Source organism: Flavobacterium sp. RHBU_3 (assembly GCF_046613565.1).
In the GTDB taxonomy this organism is placed as follows: Bacteria; Bacteroidota; Bacteroidia; order Flavobacteriales; family Flavobacteriaceae; genus Flavobacterium.
Map to the genome: position 1 here is coordinate 25,255 of NZ_JBKJHC010000004.1, position 18,913 is coordinate 44,167.

Annotated in this window: 14 protein-coding genes; 7 read left to right on the top strand and 7 right to left on the bottom strand. The window is 42.0% G+C overall.

Annotated features, from left to right (window positions below; genetic code table 11):
* Positions 1–45: 45 nt before the first annotated feature.
* A complete protein-coding gene (locus ACLI1A_RS06360; RefSeq protein WP_411407276.1) occupies positions 46–2,310 on the top strand; it encodes an aconitate hydratase in 2,265 nt (754 codons plus the stop codon).
* 245 nt (positions 2,311–2,555) lie between these two features.
* On the opposite strand, the gene ACLI1A_RS06365 is transcribed toward ACLI1A_RS06360, so the two are convergent.
* Positions 2,556–4,004, bottom strand: a complete 1,449-nt coding sequence (locus ACLI1A_RS06365; RefSeq protein ID WP_411407278.1) for a glyceraldehyde-3-phosphate dehydrogenase — start codon at positions 4,002–4,004, stop codon at positions 2,556–2,558.
* 253 nt (positions 4,005–4,257) lie between these two features.
* Between ACLI1A_RS06365 and ACLI1A_RS06370 the strand changes: the two genes are divergently transcribed.
* Positions 4,258–6,564, top strand: coding sequence for a T9SS type A sorting domain-containing protein (locus ACLI1A_RS06370; RefSeq protein WP_411407280.1), 2,307 nt, complete (start codon positions 4,258–4,260; stop codon positions 6,562–6,564).
* Between the two features lie 153 nt (positions 6,565–6,717).
* On the opposite strand, the gene prfA is transcribed toward ACLI1A_RS06370, so the two are convergent.
* From prfA to ACLI1A_RS06400, 6 genes are all read right to left on the bottom strand, one after another.
* Entirely contained in the window at positions 6,718–7,791 is a 1,074-nt protein-coding gene (gene prfA / locus ACLI1A_RS06375; RefSeq protein WP_411407282.1) for a peptide chain release factor 1, read from the bottom strand.
* A gap of 140 nt (positions 7,792–7,931) precedes the next feature.
* A complete protein-coding gene (locus tag ACLI1A_RS06380; RefSeq protein WP_411407284.1) occupies positions 7,932–8,597 on the bottom strand; it encodes a hypothetical protein in 666 nt (221 codons plus the stop codon).
* Between the two features lie 64 nt (positions 8,598–8,661).
* Positions 8,662–9,384: a hypothetical protein gene (locus ACLI1A_RS06385; protein ID WP_411407286.1), complete on the bottom strand. Its 723-nt coding sequence runs from the start codon at positions 9,382–9,384 to the stop codon at positions 8,662–8,664.
* A gap of 46 nt (positions 9,385–9,430) precedes the next feature.
* The gene (locus tag ACLI1A_RS06390; protein WP_411407288.1) at positions 9,431–10,195 is read right to left on the bottom strand and encodes a TIGR02757 family protein; all 765 of its coding nucleotides are present in this window, start codon (positions 10,193–10,195) and stop codon (positions 9,431–9,433) included.
* A 42-nt stretch (positions 10,196–10,237) separates the two neighbouring features.
* Positions 10,238–11,896 carry an LIC_10190 family membrane protein gene (locus tag ACLI1A_RS06395; RefSeq protein ID WP_411407290.1) on the bottom strand — a complete coding sequence of 553 codons (1,659 nt, stop codon included), beginning with the start codon at positions 11,894–11,896 and terminating at the stop codon, positions 10,238–10,240.
* 5 nt (positions 11,897–11,901) lie between these two features.
* On the bottom strand, positions 11,902–12,561 hold the full coding sequence (locus ACLI1A_RS06400; protein WP_411407292.1) for an ABC transporter ATP-binding protein: 660 nt from the start codon (positions 12,559–12,561) through the stop codon (positions 11,902–11,904).
* A 284-nt stretch (positions 12,562–12,845) separates the two neighbouring features.
* Between ACLI1A_RS06400 and msrA the strand changes: the two genes are divergently transcribed.
* From msrA to ACLI1A_RS06425, 5 genes are all read left to right on the top strand, one after another.
* Positions 12,846–13,397, top strand: coding sequence for a peptide-methionine (S)-S-oxide reductase MsrA (msrA, locus tag ACLI1A_RS06405; RefSeq protein WP_411408026.1), 552 nt, complete (start codon positions 12,846–12,848; stop codon positions 13,395–13,397).
* Positions 13,398–13,604: 207 nt separating this feature from the next.
* Positions 13,605–14,918 carry an MFS transporter gene (locus tag ACLI1A_RS06410; RefSeq protein ID WP_411407294.1) on the top strand — a complete coding sequence of 438 codons (1,314 nt, stop codon included), beginning with the start codon at positions 13,605–13,607 and terminating at the stop codon, positions 14,916–14,918.
* 67 nt (positions 14,919–14,985) lie between these two features.
* Positions 14,986–15,984 (top strand): DUF6252 family protein, encoded by a 999-nt coding sequence (locus ACLI1A_RS06415; RefSeq protein WP_411407296.1) that lies wholly within the window; start codon positions 14,986–14,988, stop codon positions 15,982–15,984.
* A 129-nt stretch (positions 15,985–16,113) separates the two neighbouring features.
* A complete protein-coding gene (locus tag ACLI1A_RS06420) occupies positions 16,114–17,430 on the top strand; it encodes a DUF6252 family protein (RefSeq protein WP_411407298.1) in 1,317 nt (438 codons plus the stop codon).
* A gap of 102 nt (positions 17,431–17,532) precedes the next feature.
* Complete coding sequence (locus ACLI1A_RS06425) at positions 17,533–18,789, top strand: DUF6252 family protein (protein ID WP_411407300.1); 1,257 nt, start codon at positions 17,533–17,535, stop codon at positions 18,787–18,789.
* The last annotated feature ends 124 nt before the right edge of the window (positions 18,790–18,913 follow it).

Sequence of the window (18,913 nt, forward strand, 5' to 3'; positions counted from 1 at the left end):
CCTCTGTACAGAGATGAAAAAATAAAAATAATAAATTATAGAGATATGGCTTTTGATATTGAAATGATCAAAAAGGTGTATGCTAATATGGCCGAGCGTGTAGATAAAGCACGCGAACTTGTAGGTCGTCCGCTTACACTTTCTGAGAAAATCCTATATTCTCACCTTTGGGAAGGAACACCTTCGCAGGCATTTACAAGGGGTAAAGACTATGTAGACTTTGCTCCGGACAGGGTTGCCTGCCAGGATGCTACCGCCCAAATGGCTCTTTTACAATTTATGCACGCAGGTAAAGCTAAAGTAGCCGTGCCTACCACAGTACACTGTGATCACCTTATTCAGGCGAAAGTAGATGCTGCCACCGACCTTAAGCGTGCTAAGGAGCAAAGCAATGAGGTTTTTGACTTCCTGTCTTCTATTTCTAACAAATATGGCATCGGGTTCTGGAATCCCGGTGCAGGTATCATCCACCAGGTAGTGCTGGAAAACTATGCTTTCCCTGGCGGTATGATGATTGGTACCGACTCCCACACCGTAAACGCAGGCGGCCTTGGTATGCTTGCCATAGGTGTAGGTGGTGCCGATGCAGTAGACGTAATGAGCGGTATGGCCTGGGAACTTAAATTCCCTAAGCTTATAGGTATTAAACTTACCGGTAAGCTAAGTGGCTGGACAGCGCCTAAAGACGTTATCCTTAAAGTAGCGGGTATACTTACCGTAAAAGGTGGTACCGGTGCTATTGTAGAATATTTTGGCGAAGGTGCACAGGCTATGTCATGTACCGGTAAAGGTACCATTTGTAACATGGGGGCCGAGATAGGTGCTACTACATCTACCTTTGGTTACGACGATTCTATGAGCCGTTACCTGCGTGCTACAAACCGCGCCGATGTGGCCGATGCAGCCGATAAAGTTGCTGCGTACCTAACCGGTGATGCCGAAGTGTATGCAGAGCCTCAAAAATACTTTGACGAGGTTATTGAAATTAACCTTTCTGAGCTTGAACCGCACCTAAATGGGCCTTTCACTCCGGATTTGGCTACGCCTATCTCTAAAATGAGGGAAGAGGCTGCAAAGAACAACTGGCCTCTACAGGTACAGGTAGGCCTTATCGGTTCTTGTACTAACTCGTCTTACGAAGATATTTCGCGTTCGGCTTCTCTTGCTAAGCAGGTTGCTGCCAAGAAACTTAAAACCAAAGCGAAGTTTACCATTACACCGGGTTCTGAACAGGTACGTTATACCATAGAGCGCGACGGTTTCATTGATACGTTCAACGAGATTGGAGGTACTGTGTTTGCTAACGCCTGTGGTCCATGTATAGGTATGTGGGACAGGGAAGGTGCCGAAAAAGAGGAACGTAATACTATCGTTCACTCATTTAACCGTAACTTCTCTAAACGTGCCGATGGTAACCCTAACACGCTTGCGTTTGTAGGTTCGCCTGAGCTTGTAACAGCATTGGCTATTGCCGGCGACCTTGGTTTTAACCCGCTTACCGATAAGCTTATCAACGAAGATGGCGAGGAAGTAATGCTGGATGAGCCTACAGGACATGAACTTCCTGAAAAAGGTTTTGCGGTAGATGATCCTGGTTTCCAGGCTCCGGCAGAAGATGGTAGCGGTGTACAGGTAGTGGTTAGTCCTACATCTGAACGCCTTCAGCTTCTGGCTCCGTTTGAGCCTTGGGATGGTAAAAACATTACAGGTGCCAAGTTGCTTATAAAAGCATTTGGTAAGTGTACTACAGACCACATTTCTATGGCGGGTCCGTGGTTACGTTTCCGTGGCCACCTGGATAACATTTCAAACAATATGCTTATAGGTGCCGTTAACGCGTTTAACCAAAAAACAAACAGCGTTAAAAACGAGCTTACTGGTAGCTACGAAGCTGTACCGGCTGCTGCACGTGCTTATAAAGCTGCGGGTGTACCAACAATAGTGGTGGGCGACCAAAACTATGGTGAAGGTTCATCTCGTGAGCATGCTGCTATGGAGCCGCGCCACCTTGGTGTTAAGGCGGTACTGGTTAAGTCGTTTGCACGTATACACGAAACCAACCTTAAAAAGCAGGGTATGCTTGCGCTTACCTTTGCCAATGAGGCGGATTACGACAAAATACAGGAAGACGATACCATTAACTTTACAGATCTTGTAGATTTTGCACCAGGCAAACCTCTTACCCTTGAAGTTGTTCATGCCGATGGCAGCAAAGATATTATTCTTGCTAACCACAGCTACAACGACGGACAGATAGAATGGTTTAAAGCCGGTAGCGCACTAAACCTTATTGCTGCAAGCGCTAAGTAAGAGTATCACAATTTTATATACATAAACTCCCATCGGTAACGGTGGGAGTTTTTTTTGTTTCCCCACCCCGCCCGCCGAGGCGGGCGGGGTGGTTTATGTTTACTTACACCACACACAACGTCTATTTCCTATATGATACAAGCTGTTTCAGGACAGCGCAATAACAAAAAAAAATCTGCCCCGGAGGATTGGAGGGGCAGATTTACACACAATTATGAAGAAAAAGGATTAGGTTGAAGACAATTTTAGTAGTACGTATAGCGCCTTACTTTGGCTACATATTTTGCCAGGCGGATTACCTGTTGGCTGTAGCCGTATTCGTTATCGTACCATACATAGAGGATTACATTTTTACCATCGGGGCTTACAATAGTGGCATTGCTGTCAAATATTGCCGGAGCCGATGTTCCTACTATATCACTGGAAACAAGTTCGTTGTTTACAGAGTATTTTATTTGCTCTACCAGCTCACCTTCAAGCGAGTAGTGTTTTAGTATTTCGTTTATTTCACTCTTGTTAGAGGCTCTTTCCACTTCCAGGTTTGCCACCACAAGCGATCCGTTTGGTACGGGTACGCGTATGGCATTGCTGGTTAATTTACCTGATAAAGAAGGTATTGCCTTAGCTACTGCGCTGCCTGCACCGGTTTCGGTAATAACCATATTAAGGGCAGCGGCGCGGCCACGGCGGTATTTTTTGTGCATATTGTCTACCAGGTTCTGGTCGTTTGTATAGGCATGTATGGTTTCCAGGTGGCCTTTTGTTATGCCCAGTGTATCTTCAATAGCTTTAAGCACAGGGGTTATGGCATTTGTAGTACATGATGCCGCCGACCATATATCTACCTTTTCAGGATCAAATTCGGTGTGGTTTACGCCGTATACTATATTAGGAACCCCTTTGCCCGGCGCTGTAAGCAGTACTTTTTCTATACCGTCGGCCTTAAGGTGGCGTTCCAGTGCCTCGGCAGTAGTATATGCCCCGGTATTGTCTATAAGTAATGCGTTTTTAATACCGTATGCAGTATAGTCTATATCTTCTGGTATGTTAGTACTTATAATGTGTACTGTGGTGCCGTTAATAATAAGCGATTTGTTTTTTTCGTCTACTACCACGCTACCGTTAAACTCACCGTGAATAGAGTCATATTTTAGTAACGATGCCCTTTTGGCCAGCATATTTGCATCTGCTTTTTCCCTTACTACTATGGCTCTTAACCTAAGCTGTGCACCTTTACCCACTTTTTCCATCATGTCGCGGGCAAGGAGGCGGCCTATGCGTCCAAATCCATAAAGCACTACGTCTTTTGGTTTTATGTTGCCGCTTTTGCGTGCACCGCTCAGTTTGTTGCCTACAAACAGCGTAGCATCGTGGCAGGTATTGCTTTCTTCATGAAACTCATAGGTAAGCTTACCTATATCCAGGCGACTGGGTGGCAGGTCGGCTACTTTTATTGCCCTGGCAATTTCTACTGTATCAAAAATGTTAATGGGCTTCTTAATAAATTCGGCAGCATAGTCGTGCAGGTTCATTATTTCGCCGATGCTTTTGTCAATTAACTGGTTGCGGAATAGTACAAGCTCTATTGATTTGTCGTACCACAACTCGCTTACAATGTTAATTAGCTCTACACCGGCCCTGCGCCTGTCTGCCTGATAGGTAAGTTCCTTTTCGTACAGTAATGAGTTATTCATCAGAATTAAGTTTGGGTTTGGGTTAACTCTTTGGCAAATGTATAAACTTCAAACGTTTTCGTAAAATATTTTTTGAATTATTTTTTAACGAAAATGTTTTCGCGTTGAATTATATGTTGTTGCGAGAGCTTTTTAAGAAATATATAACATATGTTAAAATTTTTGCTTTTTAATGCTAAAGTTGTGATTTAGTTACTTCAGTACTGATAAAAACTTTTATTTTTACGCTTCAAAACAAATCATTAAGACCATTATGAGAAAAAAATTATCCTGTTTAAAGGCATTATGTGCCTTTATTCTACTTTTTGTATGTTTAAAAAGTAGCGCACAAATTAACTACACCCAAAACTTTGATGGTGAAACAATCGGCTGGTACGACCCGTATTATGATTTCTTTACCGATAGTGAAGACGGGTGCGACGGTACTTCTATGGCAGCCAATCTGTATTGGTATTATAACTATGAAATGTCGGCGTATTCAGATGTTATCGGTTTGTCAAACGGACAACTTGCTACGCTTAGCTACAGCTATAAGCTTGTAGATTACTCTACAGGCGGAGCGTATCCTAATACTCCAGACTGGGGTAGTTTCACTGTACAGTACGGTACATCTGTAGATGGCCCGTGGACCGATATAGAAACCGTTTCGGCTGCTAACCATACCGTTTCGGCTTCATGTGCGGTGCGTACAGTACAGTTTACACCTACCGCTGGGGCTAATATCTACCTTAGGGTATCGGCTGAAGTAAACGACGATAATGCTATAGATGCGCTGGTGTATTTTGATAATGTACAGGTGCTGCAAGCCGCATCTCCTGCCTGTGCAGGTACTCCTGATGTAGCTACTCCTATTGCATCTACTTCAGTTAGCTGTCATGGAGGTACAGTGAATCTTTCGCTTAGCCCGGTATATTTAGTAGGCGGACTTAGCTTCCAGTGGCAAAGTTCTGCTAACGGTACTGACTTTGCTGATATAGCTGAGGCTACAAGTGCTACTTATACTGCTACGGTTAATGAGACTCTGTGGTACCGTGCTATTGTTACCTGTATAGCATCAGAGGAAAGTGTAACTACTACAGGTGTACAGGTTACTGATACCGGACTTCCGTGCTACTGCGATGTTGATTTTTATAACGGCGTAGAGCCTATTACCCGTGTGCAGTTTGCAGGAATAGATAATACTTCTACTGCCGATACAAGCGCTGATGGTGTAGAGGTGTTTACTGATTTGGCTCCGGCAGAGGTTACAGCCGGGCAAACCTACACTATTACTATAGAAGGTACTACTGAAGGACAATTTTCAGATTACTTTACTGTATTTATAGATTTTAATAAGAATGGCGAGTTTAACGATGACGGCGAGGTGTTCGAAATTGAAGGTTCGTTATTCGGTTCTACAGGAACGGATGGCCAGCAGGTAACAGCTGATATTACTATACCTACAACTGCCGAAGAAGGTATTACAGTGATGAGGGTATTTAAAACGTATCTGTATTCGACTGAAGATCCTTGTGATGCTTCAGATGGTGTTGGTTACGGACAAGTGGAAGATTACCTGGTTAATATTAGCGCGATGGTATGTAACCTTGCTGCACCGGAAGCAGCTGCTGAACAATCTTTTTGTGGTGATGCTCTTATTAACGAGCTTACTGTAGTTGCTACAGGCGACGCTGAGATTGTATGGTATGCTACAGCAGAAGGTACAGATGAATTAGATCCATTCTCTGAAATAGTAAGCGGTACGACTTACTACGCTGCCCAGGTTGAGGGTGAGTGTGAAAGTACACGTACGGCAATTACAGCTACAATTACCGTTACTTCGGCGCCTGAAGCAGCTGCTGAACAATCTTTTTGTGGTGATGCTCTTATAAATGAGCTTACTGTAATAGCTACAGGTAATGCTGAGATAGTATGGTATGCTACTGCAGACGGTACTGATGAATTAGATCCGTTCTCTGAAATAGTAAGCGGTACTGTTTACTATGCTGCCCAGGTAGTGGGTGAGTGTGAAAGTGCACGTGTAGCAATTACGGCTACAATAAACGTTACTCCTGAGCCGGAAGGCGACGATGAGCAGGAATTTACTGTTTTTACTAACGAAGGTTTACCTATCAGCCAGGTAGCAGTAGAGGTTGCAGAAGGTGCTACACTTATATGGTATGCTACTGAAGAAGATGCCGAAAACGGTACTAACCCTTTACCTCAAGGTTATATGATTGCTGAAAGCGGAACTTACTATGCCGTACAGGTTATAGACGGATGTTACAGTGAACCATTGGATATCGATGTTACTCTTGCTGTGCTTGGTGTAGATGAGTTTGGTAACAACGGTTTTAGCTGCTACCCGAACCCTGCTACTGATGTACTTAACTTCTCAGGTAAGCAAAACATCAGCTCTGTAGCAATACACAACCTACTGGGGCAAAAAGTAACCGAGTTTACTAATATTAATGCAACTACTACTAAAGTTGATGTTAGCAGCCTTCCTGCAGGTACGTACCTTGTAAAGGCAGCCGGACAAAACGGTGCTACAGCTACTTTTAAAGTAATTAAGAAATAACAAACGGTTTTATGCCGTAATGAATAATGAAAAGGGGCAATCGCCCCTTTTTTTATTGCCCTTACAGCCTTTATAATTATTACCTGATAGAAGTTGAAGTGTGGAAACAAAAAAAGCTGCCTATAGGCAGCTTTTTGTATTTTTTGCAAGTGATTAAAACACTTCGCTTTCTTTTAGTTTCTCGGTGTTGTTTACCAACTGAAGCTCGTCTATAAGCTTTTGTACGCTACCGTTCATTACACCGTCAAGGTCGTAAATAGTAAGGCCAATACGGTGATCAGTAACACGCCCCTGAGGGTAGTTGTAAGTACGGATCTTAGCCGAACGGTCGCCGCTGCTTACCTGGCTGTTACGCTTGGCTGCATCTTCTTCCTGTTTTTTGGCAAGTTCCATTTCGTAAAGGCGAGAACGTAGTACCTGTAGTGCTTTATCCTTGTTTTTGTGCTGTGACTTTTCGTCCTGACACTGTGCTACAAGACCTGTAGGTATGTGTGTCATACGTACGGCAGACTTGGTAGTGTTTACCGACTGCCCGCCTGGCCCTGATGAACAGAACAGGTCAATACGTACGTCGTTCATGTCTATCTGTACGTCAAATTCTTCAGCTTCAGGTAGTACCATTACGGTAGCGGCAGAGGTGTGGATACGTCCCTGTGTTTCGGTTTGTGGTACACGTTGCACACGGTGTACACCAGCTTCAAACTTAAGGGTGCCATATACGTCTTCTCCTGTAACTTCAAATATAACCTCTTTATACCCACCCGATGTACCTTCGCTTACGTCTACTACGCTGGTTCTCCAGCCTTTGTTTTCGCAGTAGCGTGTATACATCCTGTACAGGTCGCCGGCAAAAATACTTGCTTCATCACCACCCGTACCGGCACGTATCTCCACCATTACGTTCTTGGCATCTTCAGGATCTTTTGGTATCAGCATAAACTTAATCTCTTCTTCAAGCTGCGGAAGCCTTTCCTTAGCCTCATCCATCTGAAGTTTAGCCATGTCTACCATTTCGGCATCGCTGCCGTCGGCTATAATTTCCTGGGCTTCTTCCATGTTGCCCAGTACTTTAATATATTCCTCGCGCTTGTCTACCAGCGCTTTTAGGTCTTTGTATTCTTTATTTAATGCTACATAGCGTTTTTGGTCCGCAATGATTTCCGGGTTTATTACAAGGTCTGATACCTCGTCAAAACGCTGTTTTATAAACTGTAACCTGTCTAACATAGTGTGTTTCTGCTTATTTCAGGGTGCAAAATTACGCATTTTTTTTTGATTGTAAATGCATAGAACCCAATGCAAATATTATTCCAAAGGAATTAAGGTTTATCAATACATACTACGAAGGTAAGTATATGGAAGTAATTTTATTTAAAAGGACTCTTTTCTATTTTTTTGATGTAGGTGTCGCTGCCGTAGTAGAAGTTAAATTCACGGCATAATGCGCATATATCTCGTTTTCCTTCCAGGCTAAAACCAAAAGGATATTCCCTTTTAAAGCTTTCTATAGCAGGGATTTCTGTAGTTGTAGACATACGGTTACAGTCCAGGCAAATGTCTATGGTATAAACGATTTTATTATCCTTATAAAACAGGAATGCCAAATGCGGATCGAAGCAAGATGCACTTGTGCCACCGTATGACGAAGGAGTTGTTAGGGATTTTATTAGTTTGTTTACCTGTTCTGTATTTAAAATTTTTTGTTTTAGTACAACGGGGTTAAAATCACCTTCTTCAATTATGCTTGGGTAAGGCTCTCCGCTGCCTTCATAATCGTAAGCTATAACTTTATCGAAAATCAACTTATCAAACGGCTTGCCCATGTTTTCGGGGCGTTCTATCGTAGGGGCATTATCTGCATAGGTATGCAGGTCTTCAATTTTAATATAAGGCTTTTTACGGTTTGGGTTTGGCAATGTATCCTGAGTTATAGTATCTGTGTTAACTGTTGCGGTTTCTAAATGTTTTTCCTGTTTGCAGCTTATGGAGGCTACAAATAACAACAATGTAAGTAGTATACGTATTGCTTTCACGGTAGGTGATTCTGATTTTTGTTTAAAATGTATCTTAACTTAAATATGAAGAAGATTCTTTTGTTTAATAATTCATGCGTTCCAATTCTTTGATAAAGCTATCTGTACCATACATAAACTTTATTTCCTTACAAAAAGTAGCAATCTCTTTTCGGCCTTTCGCTGAAAATCCTTCAGCATAATATTCGTCAGCGGTTCCTTCATTAACTGCAAATGTCTTTTGGGCAGGTATTATTGCGCTGCTATTCATTTTGTTGCAATGCAAACAAATATCAATAGTTAAAACAATCTTACTGTTATTGAAAAATACGAAACCCAAGTGCGGCTGATAACAAGCCGCGCTTTCTTCTCCATAAGTTGACGGGTTTGTAAAGCATTTAATTAGTTTGTCTACCTGTTTTGTGGTTAATACCTGTTGCTTCAGTACAACCGGACAAAAGTCACCTTTTTCAATAATGCTGGGATGCATAACCTCAATGCCTTCATAATCGTAGGCTATAACTTTGTCAAACTTTAACGCACCAAAAGGATTGCCCATGTTTTTAGGTTGTTCTATCGTTGGGGCATTGACTGCGTAAGTATGTAGGTCTTCAATTTTTATAAAATCCTTCTCGGGTTCTTTTAGTTTCTGTTTTGGTTTTTCCTGTACTTTGGGTCTGGCGGGTTTTGTTGGGGTGTCCTGTTTTACAATGGTTGTATTGCTACTTGTTTCTAAATGTTTTTCCTGTTTGCAGCTTATGGATGCTATAAATAACAACAATGTAAATAGAATACGTATTGCTTTCATGGTAGGTGGTTTTCCTCCAAATATAAAATTTTTCGGTTACATTCCGCTAAAACCCTTCAAATACCCCTAACCCAAATAAAGCAAAGTCATACTTTACCGGGTCAGTGGCATCCAGCAGGCGCAGTTGGGTGTCCAGTTCTGCCAGGGCTTTACCGTCGTTTTGTTTGCGGGTAAGCAGTCCCAGCTTTCGGGCTACATTGCCGCTGTGCACATCAAGAGGGCAGGATAGGGCACTCATAGATATAGTGCTCCATAGGCCCAGGTCTACACCGGCGTTATCGTTTCGTACCATCCACCGCAGGAACATGTTTATGCGCTTTGCGGCACTTCCTGCCATGGGGTCACTTACGTGCTTGTGGGTTCGGGTTTGGTGCGGTATTTCAAAAAATGCCTTTTTAAAAGCGGTAATGGCCGGTTGCAGAGAGTTGTCGCGGCTGTGCTGTGCAAATATATTTTCCAGTCCGCCATGGTTTAGATAAATATGTCTCAACGCTGTTATAAATGTGGCAAAATCGGTACCGTTAAAGGTGCGGTGTACAAAGTTTTCTAACGATTCCAGGTGGTAGTCTTTATGGTTCATCACAAAGTCATACGGACTTTCTCCCATAAGCGCTACCATCTTTTTGGCGTTGTTTATAATCATCTTACGGTTACCCCAGGCTATGGTGGCAGCCAGGAAACCGGCTATTTCGGCATCCTCCTTTTGTGTAAAAAGGTGCGGAATCTGTATGGGGTCGCTTTCTATAAAGTCGGGGCGATTGTATAGCTGAACTTTTTCGTCCAGGAAAGATTTTAGTTCTGTAAAGTCCATTTGTTTTAACATGGAGCAAAGATAACCAACAAAAAGCAAGAGTTATTGTGGTACTTCGGTTTTAGAATAAAACCCTTTACCTATATCGGTACTGTCTATAAGCTGCGGATACAATTGTAGTTTCTTTTCAATGGATTCTACCTGTCTTTTGTTTACGCAGGGCAGCGGGCCGTTTGCGGTGCCGTATAACAGGAAATCTTTTTCGGGGTAATAATATTCCATGTTCCCCTTTCTTGTTTTAGGGTAGCGCATGTTTTTAAAGCGCGTATTTATTTCGGGCAGGTAAAGTTGCGTAAGGGTAAGGCTGCCTGTTTCGCTATTCAGCTTGTTTTTTGTAAATCCTTTTAAACCTATGTTTATAAAAGGTACCCATGCTGCAATACAGCAGCCTACTAACAGGTATTTTCGTATGGCCGGGCATTGGCTTGTAACAAGCATAAGGGTGTATGGAAGCAGGAAAATTACCCCCGGTAGAAAGTACCTGAACTGGGGAGATGTAACCAACAGGGTAATAAAATGCAGTGCAAATGCCAGGTACACCATAAAAAAGCTTTTTTGCTTTTTATACCATGCTAATATGGGAGTAACTGTAAAGAGTAATAACGCTAGTTTATTAACAATTCCGGCTATCCCGGGCAGGTGGTACCATGATAGTAATTTGGTGCCCAGGGCGGGGTTTCCGGCAGGGGCGGCTCCTTTATAGTATCCGTGGTCTGAAGTGATTTTTACAACAAAGTCTACCAGTTTCCGCGGTGCCGTCCATGAGGTGTTTAGTCTTGGTGCTGTAATGGGGTATAGCGGATAGCCGCTTATTATAATGTTTTTCGTTATCCATATAGCCAGTGCAGGTATGGCTGCTTTAGCAAAGAGCGGCAAAGTTTTTTTTGAAAATAGTTCCCTGTAAAATAGTATGCCCAAAGGCAGTACCGTTATTTTTATTACCAACAGGAAGATAAAGAGGCTCAGGGCAGTTGTACGGTTGTTGTCATTGCCTTGTTCAAGGTAAAAATATACCATGATAGGACACAGTACTAATACCGGCAGGTCGGGTGAAGGGGTATCCAGAAACTGGAATAACAGTACCGAGAACACTGCTGTTAACAACAGCCACGAAGCATTTTCCTTCTTTCTGCCTTCGGTAAAATAAAAGAAAATACACAGTATAAAAGTAAAACCGTTAATGTCATTTATGCGATTGGTTATAAAATGAAAGTTAAGCCCAGCTTGTAGATAATGCCAAAACGAAGCCTGCGCAAAAAACACATGCAGGTTAGCCAGTCCCTTTACTGTACCGTATTCGTTAAACCATTTTATGTTTTGTATGTAGTAGCTTTCGTTGTCGGTTATAAACGGTACTCCGGCACTCTTTAGGGCTGCTCCGGCAGCCAGTATATACAATCCGGCTTTTAGGTATACGGGGAGGGAAATGAAATCTTCCCTGAAGTTTTTAAGGTAAAGGAGGCATTCGTTTTTACAGTACAGCCAGCTTGTGGCGCTTAGTAACGCAATAACCACAAATGAAACCACCCCCAGCGGAACAAAAAACGAAGCGAGAGTAAAGAATAGGGTGGAGGTAAACATACCCATAAGCAAAATGATGCTTATGTGCGATGTTTGTATTTTAAGTTGCTTAACGGTAATACACCCTATTGGCAAAAACAGGAAAAACAGTAATAGCCAGTATATAAGGATGATAATCATAAGGATTATATTATTTTTCCGTCGCTCATTACCAGTTTACGGTCGGCCATATTAGCCAGTTCTTCGTTGTGGGTAACAATTACAAAGGTTTGCCCCATTTCGTCGCGCAGCTGAAAAAACAACTTGTGGAGGTTCTCTGCTGAAACCGTATCCAGGTTACCCGATGGTTCATCGGCAAAAATCACAGCAGGCTTGTTTATAAGTGATCTTGCCACAGCTACACGCTGCTGCTCACCACCCGACAGGGCTCCGGGTTTGTGGTCTATCCTGTGGCTAAGGCCTAAGTAGTCTAATAGTTTTTTTGCCTCGGCTTCGGTTTCGCCTTTAGGTTTTCCGGCTATATAGGCGGGTATGCATACGTTTTCCAGCGCGGTGAATTCGGGTAAAAGCTGGTGGAACTGGAAAATAAAACCCAGCTCCCTATTGCGGAATTTAGACAGCGCCTTGTCTTTCAGTTGCAGTACATTCTGTCCGTTTATTATTAATGAAGAACCATTTTCGGTATCGGGCTTGTCCAGCGTACCCAGTATTTGCAGCAGGGTGGTTTTACCGGCTCCCGATGCACCGACTATAGATACTATTTCGCCTTTTGCTATGGTTAGGTCTACACCTTTTAGTACGTGTAGTGCATCATAATATTTGTGAATCTTTTTCGCTTCAATCATTATATAAGACAGGTTTTTCCTAAAAACAAAGAAACAAACTATTTATGTCAAAATAAACCCTTTTGGCACAATATTTCGTATATAGAAATGTATCTATATGTTAAACACATCCGCTTACCGGATGGTAAACCGTAACTTTACACGAAAGGAGCACTATGAAAAAAGCTGCGATTATTCTACTTGCCCTTATGGGCATTTCCTGCCAGGGGAACACCAACCCGCTGGAGGGATTTAAATACAACAAAACAAACAACAATAAATTAGCAAGCAAAGGAGACACAACAATGAATGACAAGAAAACGGAAACTGCCATTTTTGCAGGCGGTTGCTTTTGGTGTACCGAGGCATTTTTTACCGAACTGAAGGGTGTAGAGAAAGTTGTTTCGGGGTATATAGGCGGCTCAGTGCCAAACCCTACCTATAAAGAAGTGTGTAGTGGTTATACAGGCCATGCCGAAGCGATACAAATAACCTATAACCCTGCCGAGATAGCCTATGAAGACTTGCTTGAGGTGTTTTTTGCCACGCACGACCCTACAACAATAAACCGTCAGGGGAATGATGTGGGTACACAATACCGCAGCGAAATTTTTTATACCACTGAGGAGCAAAAGGCAGCTGCCGAAAACTTTATAAAGCTACTTACTGAGCAGGATATTTTCGGGAAAAAGGTAGTAACTAAGGTAACTAAGGCCAGCGTATTTTACTCGGCGGAAGACTACCACCAGGATTATTATGCGCAAAACCCCGACCAGCCGTACTGTAGCATGGTTATAGCACCAAAGCTGGATAAGCTGAAAAAGAACTATAAATCAAAGTTGAAAAAGCAGGAGTAGTTTTTATAGGTTATTCGTTTATTTGTGGATTTGTTAATTCGGGTAATTTAGAATTCATAATTCATAATTTAAAATAATGAAGACCATCCTTCGGGGTGGTTTTTTATTGCCGGCAATCCATTAACAAATAAACAAATCCGCAAATAAACAAATCCACGAAACAAAAAATAGTGTAGTTTTGGTTTACCTTAAAAACCGGTAACCATTATGGCACAACTCGAAAAAGGCAGTAAAAAGCTGCTTAATGCCTGGGCGTTTTACGACTGGGCAAACTCTGTATACAGCCTTGTAATAGCTTCGGCGGTATTCCCCATTTTTTATGATATAACATTTCCTAAGGGTACGCCTGTAGCTTTTTTAGGTACAGAAATGAAAAGCACGGCGGTAATGAGTTTTACCACGGCGTTTGCATTTCTTATTGTAGCTTGCATCTCGCCCTTCCTTTCGGGTATTGCGGACTATTCGGGTAATAAGAAAAACTTCCTAAAAACTTTTTGTTACATAGGTTCGCTATCGTGTATCGGGCTGTATTGGTTCAGTAAAGAAAACCTGTACTTCAGCCTGTTTACCTACCTTATGGGGCTTATTGGTTTTTGGGGCAGCCTTGTGTTTTACAACTCTTACCTGCCCGATGTAGCCTACCCGGAGCAGCAGGACTCGGTAAGTGCCCGTGGCTATTCTATGGGATACCTGGGCAGCGTAATACTGCTGGTGTTTAACCTAGGTATGGTTATGTTTCCGGATAAATTTGGCATAGAAGGTTCGGAGGGCAGCCCTGCTGCGGTGAGTGCCATGCGTATTTCGTTTGTGTCGGTAGGGGTATGGTGGATATTGTTTAGCCAGTATACCTACTATTACCTGCCTAAGGGTACAAAAATTGCTAACAAGGTTACTACGCATGTGCTGCTAAATGGCTTTAAGGAGTTAAAGAAAGTATGGGGACAAATGGAGCACAACCGTACCCTGAAACGCTACCTTGGTGCTTTCTTTGTATACAGCATGGCGGTACAAACCGTAATGCTTGCTGCCACATACTTTGGAGCCGAGGAAATAGCCTGGCCCGATGATGATGCTAAAAGCATGGGGCTTATAGTAAGTATATTGCTTATACAGCTTGTGGCAGTAGCGGGTGCTATTCTTACTTCAAAGCTATCGGCAAGGGTGGGTAATATTAAGGCACTAATTTTTATAAACATCGTTTGGGCAGTAATATGTGTATGTGCATATTTTGTAACACTACCACTGCATTTTTATATCACAGCCGCCTTTGTAGGGCTGGTTATGGGGGGCATACAAAGCCTTTCGCGCAGTACCTATAGTAAATTTTTGCCCGAAACTACAGATACTGCAAGCTACTTCAGTTTTTATGACGTAACCGAAAAGATAGGCATAGTAATAGGTATGGGGCTGTATGGTGCTGTAGACCAAATGTTTGGTAGTATGCGTTACTCAGTGGTGTTTTTAACCATTTTCTTTGTGTTCGGAATCATTTTATTGTTCCGTGTGCCTAAAAAAGAATAGGTTTTTTAATAAAATCGTGTAATTTTGGCAACAACCAATTGTTATATCTTTTAATTGAAATCCAATAATGAAAAAAACTGTACTTAGGGCCCTGATAGCCCTGTTTCTGGTAACGCTGGCATCTTGCGAAACCGAACCAATAGATCCTGTACTGGCCGCCCAGAACCCGGATGACAACAACCCCGGCGATGACGATAATAATACTACAGAGCCAGGTGTATTTAAGGTGAAATATGATGGTTCTACTAAAACAGCCGCCACTACACAGGCTGTTTATAATGAGGAATATCTTGCGATATCGGGTATTATGCCCGACGGAAGCTTTTTTCAGGTTACGGTACCCAACCCGCATGTAGGAACATTTGAGTTTGCGGCACAACAGCCTGACCCAAGTTCAGCCGACGGTATCCTGGCAATGGCTTATATGGTACCGGGTGAAGAAAGTGGCTATGTAGCTACACCTGTGTGGGGAGAAGGCGGGGCTGAACCCGGATATGTAGACACTGCCAAAGTAATTATTACTGAAATTGATACTGAAAATGAAACTGTAACAGGTACTTTTCAGTTTACGGGTGGCCGATATATTATTGATGAAGTAAACTCAACTGAAGAGGAAATAGTGTATGAGTACCAAACCAAGGTGTTTACAAACGGAGAGTTTACAAACGTATCATATGCTACTCAGGTAGCAGGGCCTACAGATAACGTATTTACCGCAAAACTTGACGGAGCTACTTATACACCTACATCGGTAAACGCTATGTCGCTTATGGGTAACATAATGATTAGCGCTACGCGTGGCAGCTCTGAAACTATGGGGCTTACAATTCCGGCAACCATTACGCAGGGAACCTATAACTTTAATATGCTTACGTATGTAGGCCAGTACAATGCCTCAAACAGCACAAGCGATATTTTCTCTGCAACAGATGGCGTACTTACTATAACCAGTCATGATACTGCAAACCATCATATTACCGGTTCGTTCTATTTTACAGCCACACCTTTTGGAGGAGGAACTACTTCGCATGAAATTACCAATGGTACGTTTGATGTAAATTATTAAAAAAAAATAGTTATAGGAATAATTGAAGCCTCTGTTTTTTACAGAGGCTTTTTTTGCGAATAAAAGCTATATAATTATTGCTAATAAAATGTTAAAAGGTATATATTTGGCGCTGAATAAACTACTCACATGAAAAAAAGACAATTACTTTCAATTATTACATTTCTATTTATAGCTCTTGGTATGGTTTCCTGCCAGACAGAACCCATAGACCCGGATCTTGCACAGGAAACTCCCGGCGGCAATACCGCAGCTGCTTTCCAGGTAGATTTTAACGGTGGTACCTATCAGGCTACAACTACAGGCGCCATAGTACAAAACGGCATGATAATGATATCGGGCTCTAATGCAAGCGGAGGTTACTTTACCATATCGGTATTGGGTACTACTACCGGTACGTATACAAATGCTGTAATGATATATACGCCAAGCAGTACTTCTACCTTAAGTTACATGAATACAGGTAGTAACGGTTCATTGTATAACGGTAGCGTAAATATTACCTCAATAAACACTACTACCCATAAAATAACCGGTACGTTTAATTTTACAGGTGTTTACACAGGTACAGGCCAGCCGGATATAGCGTTTACAAACGGTATCTTTAACAACATAACCTATACCGGTACCATAACCGAAACCCCATCGACAAATGCTTTGTTTAAAGTAGATTATGATGGTGCTACCTATACTGCTGATAGTTATTATGCAAGTGTGGGTATGAGTATGATTCATGTTACCGGATTAAGGGGAAGTAGCGGAGAAAGTATAGGTTTTATAGTTTTTGGAAATACGGAAGGTACTTATACAGGGAGTCAGGTATATATTGCTGAATATTATTCAGGGGGTGAAGAAACCGGAAACTACTATGGTTACACTGTTGACCCAGAATATAGTCCGGGTACTACCGCAACGATAAATATTACAGAAATTGACGAGGTGAACCATACTATTTCGGGTACCTTTAGCTTTACCGGTGAAGGTTCTGGTACAGGAACAGGGACATCTGTAGATGGTGAAATGAAAAATTTTACTAATGGAGTGTTTACAGATGTGCCTTATATTACAGACGATACAGTGGGCGACCAGATGAAAGCCACTGTTGATGGTGTTTTCTACAACTATTCTGTAGATTTTCTTTATATTGAATACAGCGGTACCGAATTTGGCTGTAAAGTTATGGCTCCTAACCATATGTTGTATATTGCTACCGACGCTGCACTGGGTTTAGGTACTTATAATATTTCAAATAGTGGATCATCTGTAAACAGGGCTACGTTTTGGGATGCCAGTGGTGTGGAATATGAGATAAACGAAGGTACAATTACGATTAGTAACCTTAGCGGTGGTATTGCAACCGGTAGTTATACTTTTAATGTGAAAAATGATGCAGGTCAGGTAATTCATACAGTTACCGGTAACTACAAAATAGATTACGACGAATAAACATTTCGAAATACGTTAAAAAACACCCTTCAGGGTGTTTTTTTTTGCAATGATGTGGCTTGTAATAAATTAAAAATTATATTTGGAGGTAAAATTCTATTTATGAAAAGATTAAAGTTACTTTCTTACTTTGTAATATTGTTTATGGCTATAGGATTTACCTCGTGCGACGTAGAGCCTATAGACCCGGCGCTAACCGGCGAAGACCCTAATAGCAATGCTCCTGCCGCCTTTCAGGTAGATTTTAATGGTAGTACCTATGAGGCTTCAACAGCACAGGCATCGGTACTTAACGGTTCTATAGTACTAACTGCTATAAAATCGGATGGCAGTACCTTTATGATAACCGTTCCCGGTACTACTGTAGGTACGTATACTAATGCTACCATAATGTACACGCCGGCTATAACCTCGGGAGGTAATTTTTATGTAAACAGTGACGATTCAGGTACAAACGGCACCGTAAACATTACATCTATAAACACTACTACCCATAAAATAACCGGTACTTTTAGTTTCACCGGTATATACACAGGCGACGGCCAACCCAACATAGTATTTACTAACGGTATTTTTACCAATATTACCTATACCGGTACCATTGCAGAACCTTCTACAGGTACTTTTACTGTTAGTGCCGGGGGTACCACATTTACAGGTACTTCTATAACCGCTACGTTAGGTGTGGGCATGATAGGTATAGAAGCCACTGATGCTTCGGGCAAAAGCGTATTTATTGTTGTATATGGAGCCGAAACAGGTACCTACACCGGAGATAACGTTATTATGGGGTACTATGCCAGTGCTACAGATGATATAGGCTATACCAGTTTCGATTCTGAGGCTACGGTAACCATTACGGATATAGATACCACAAACCATACGTTAACGGGTACGTTCAGCTTTACCGGTATGGGTGAATCGGATACTGATACTATGGAATTTACCAGCGGACAGTTTACAGACATTACTTATACCACAGATAATGTTACAGGCGATGAAATGGCTGCAACCGTAAACGGTACTGCTTACGACTATAAAAACAGTATAGGTTATGTTGCATATTCAAGCCCGAGCATATCTTTTGCAGCTGTAGGTCCGGATCACTGGATAACTATAAATGCAAATGAAACCGTAAGTAACGGCACTTATGACCTTGCTGCTGCCGACAGCCCATTTGAAATTACTTATAAAGACGCTACTGGTACTGAGTATACCGTGAGCGAAGGTACTGTAGGTATTTCGGGTAATACAGGTGGCTGGCTAACGGGGACATTTAGCTTTGTAGTTAAAAATGATGCCGGAGAAACCTTGTATACGGTTACCTCAGGTTCTTTTAATATAGATTACAATTATTAATTACATATTCTTACCATACAGAAATCCGCCACATTTATGGCGGATTTTTTTATTGGCACAATCATTGTCTTAACATTGTGCAGCAATACCTGCTGTTACAGGATAAATATGCTAAATTTGCATA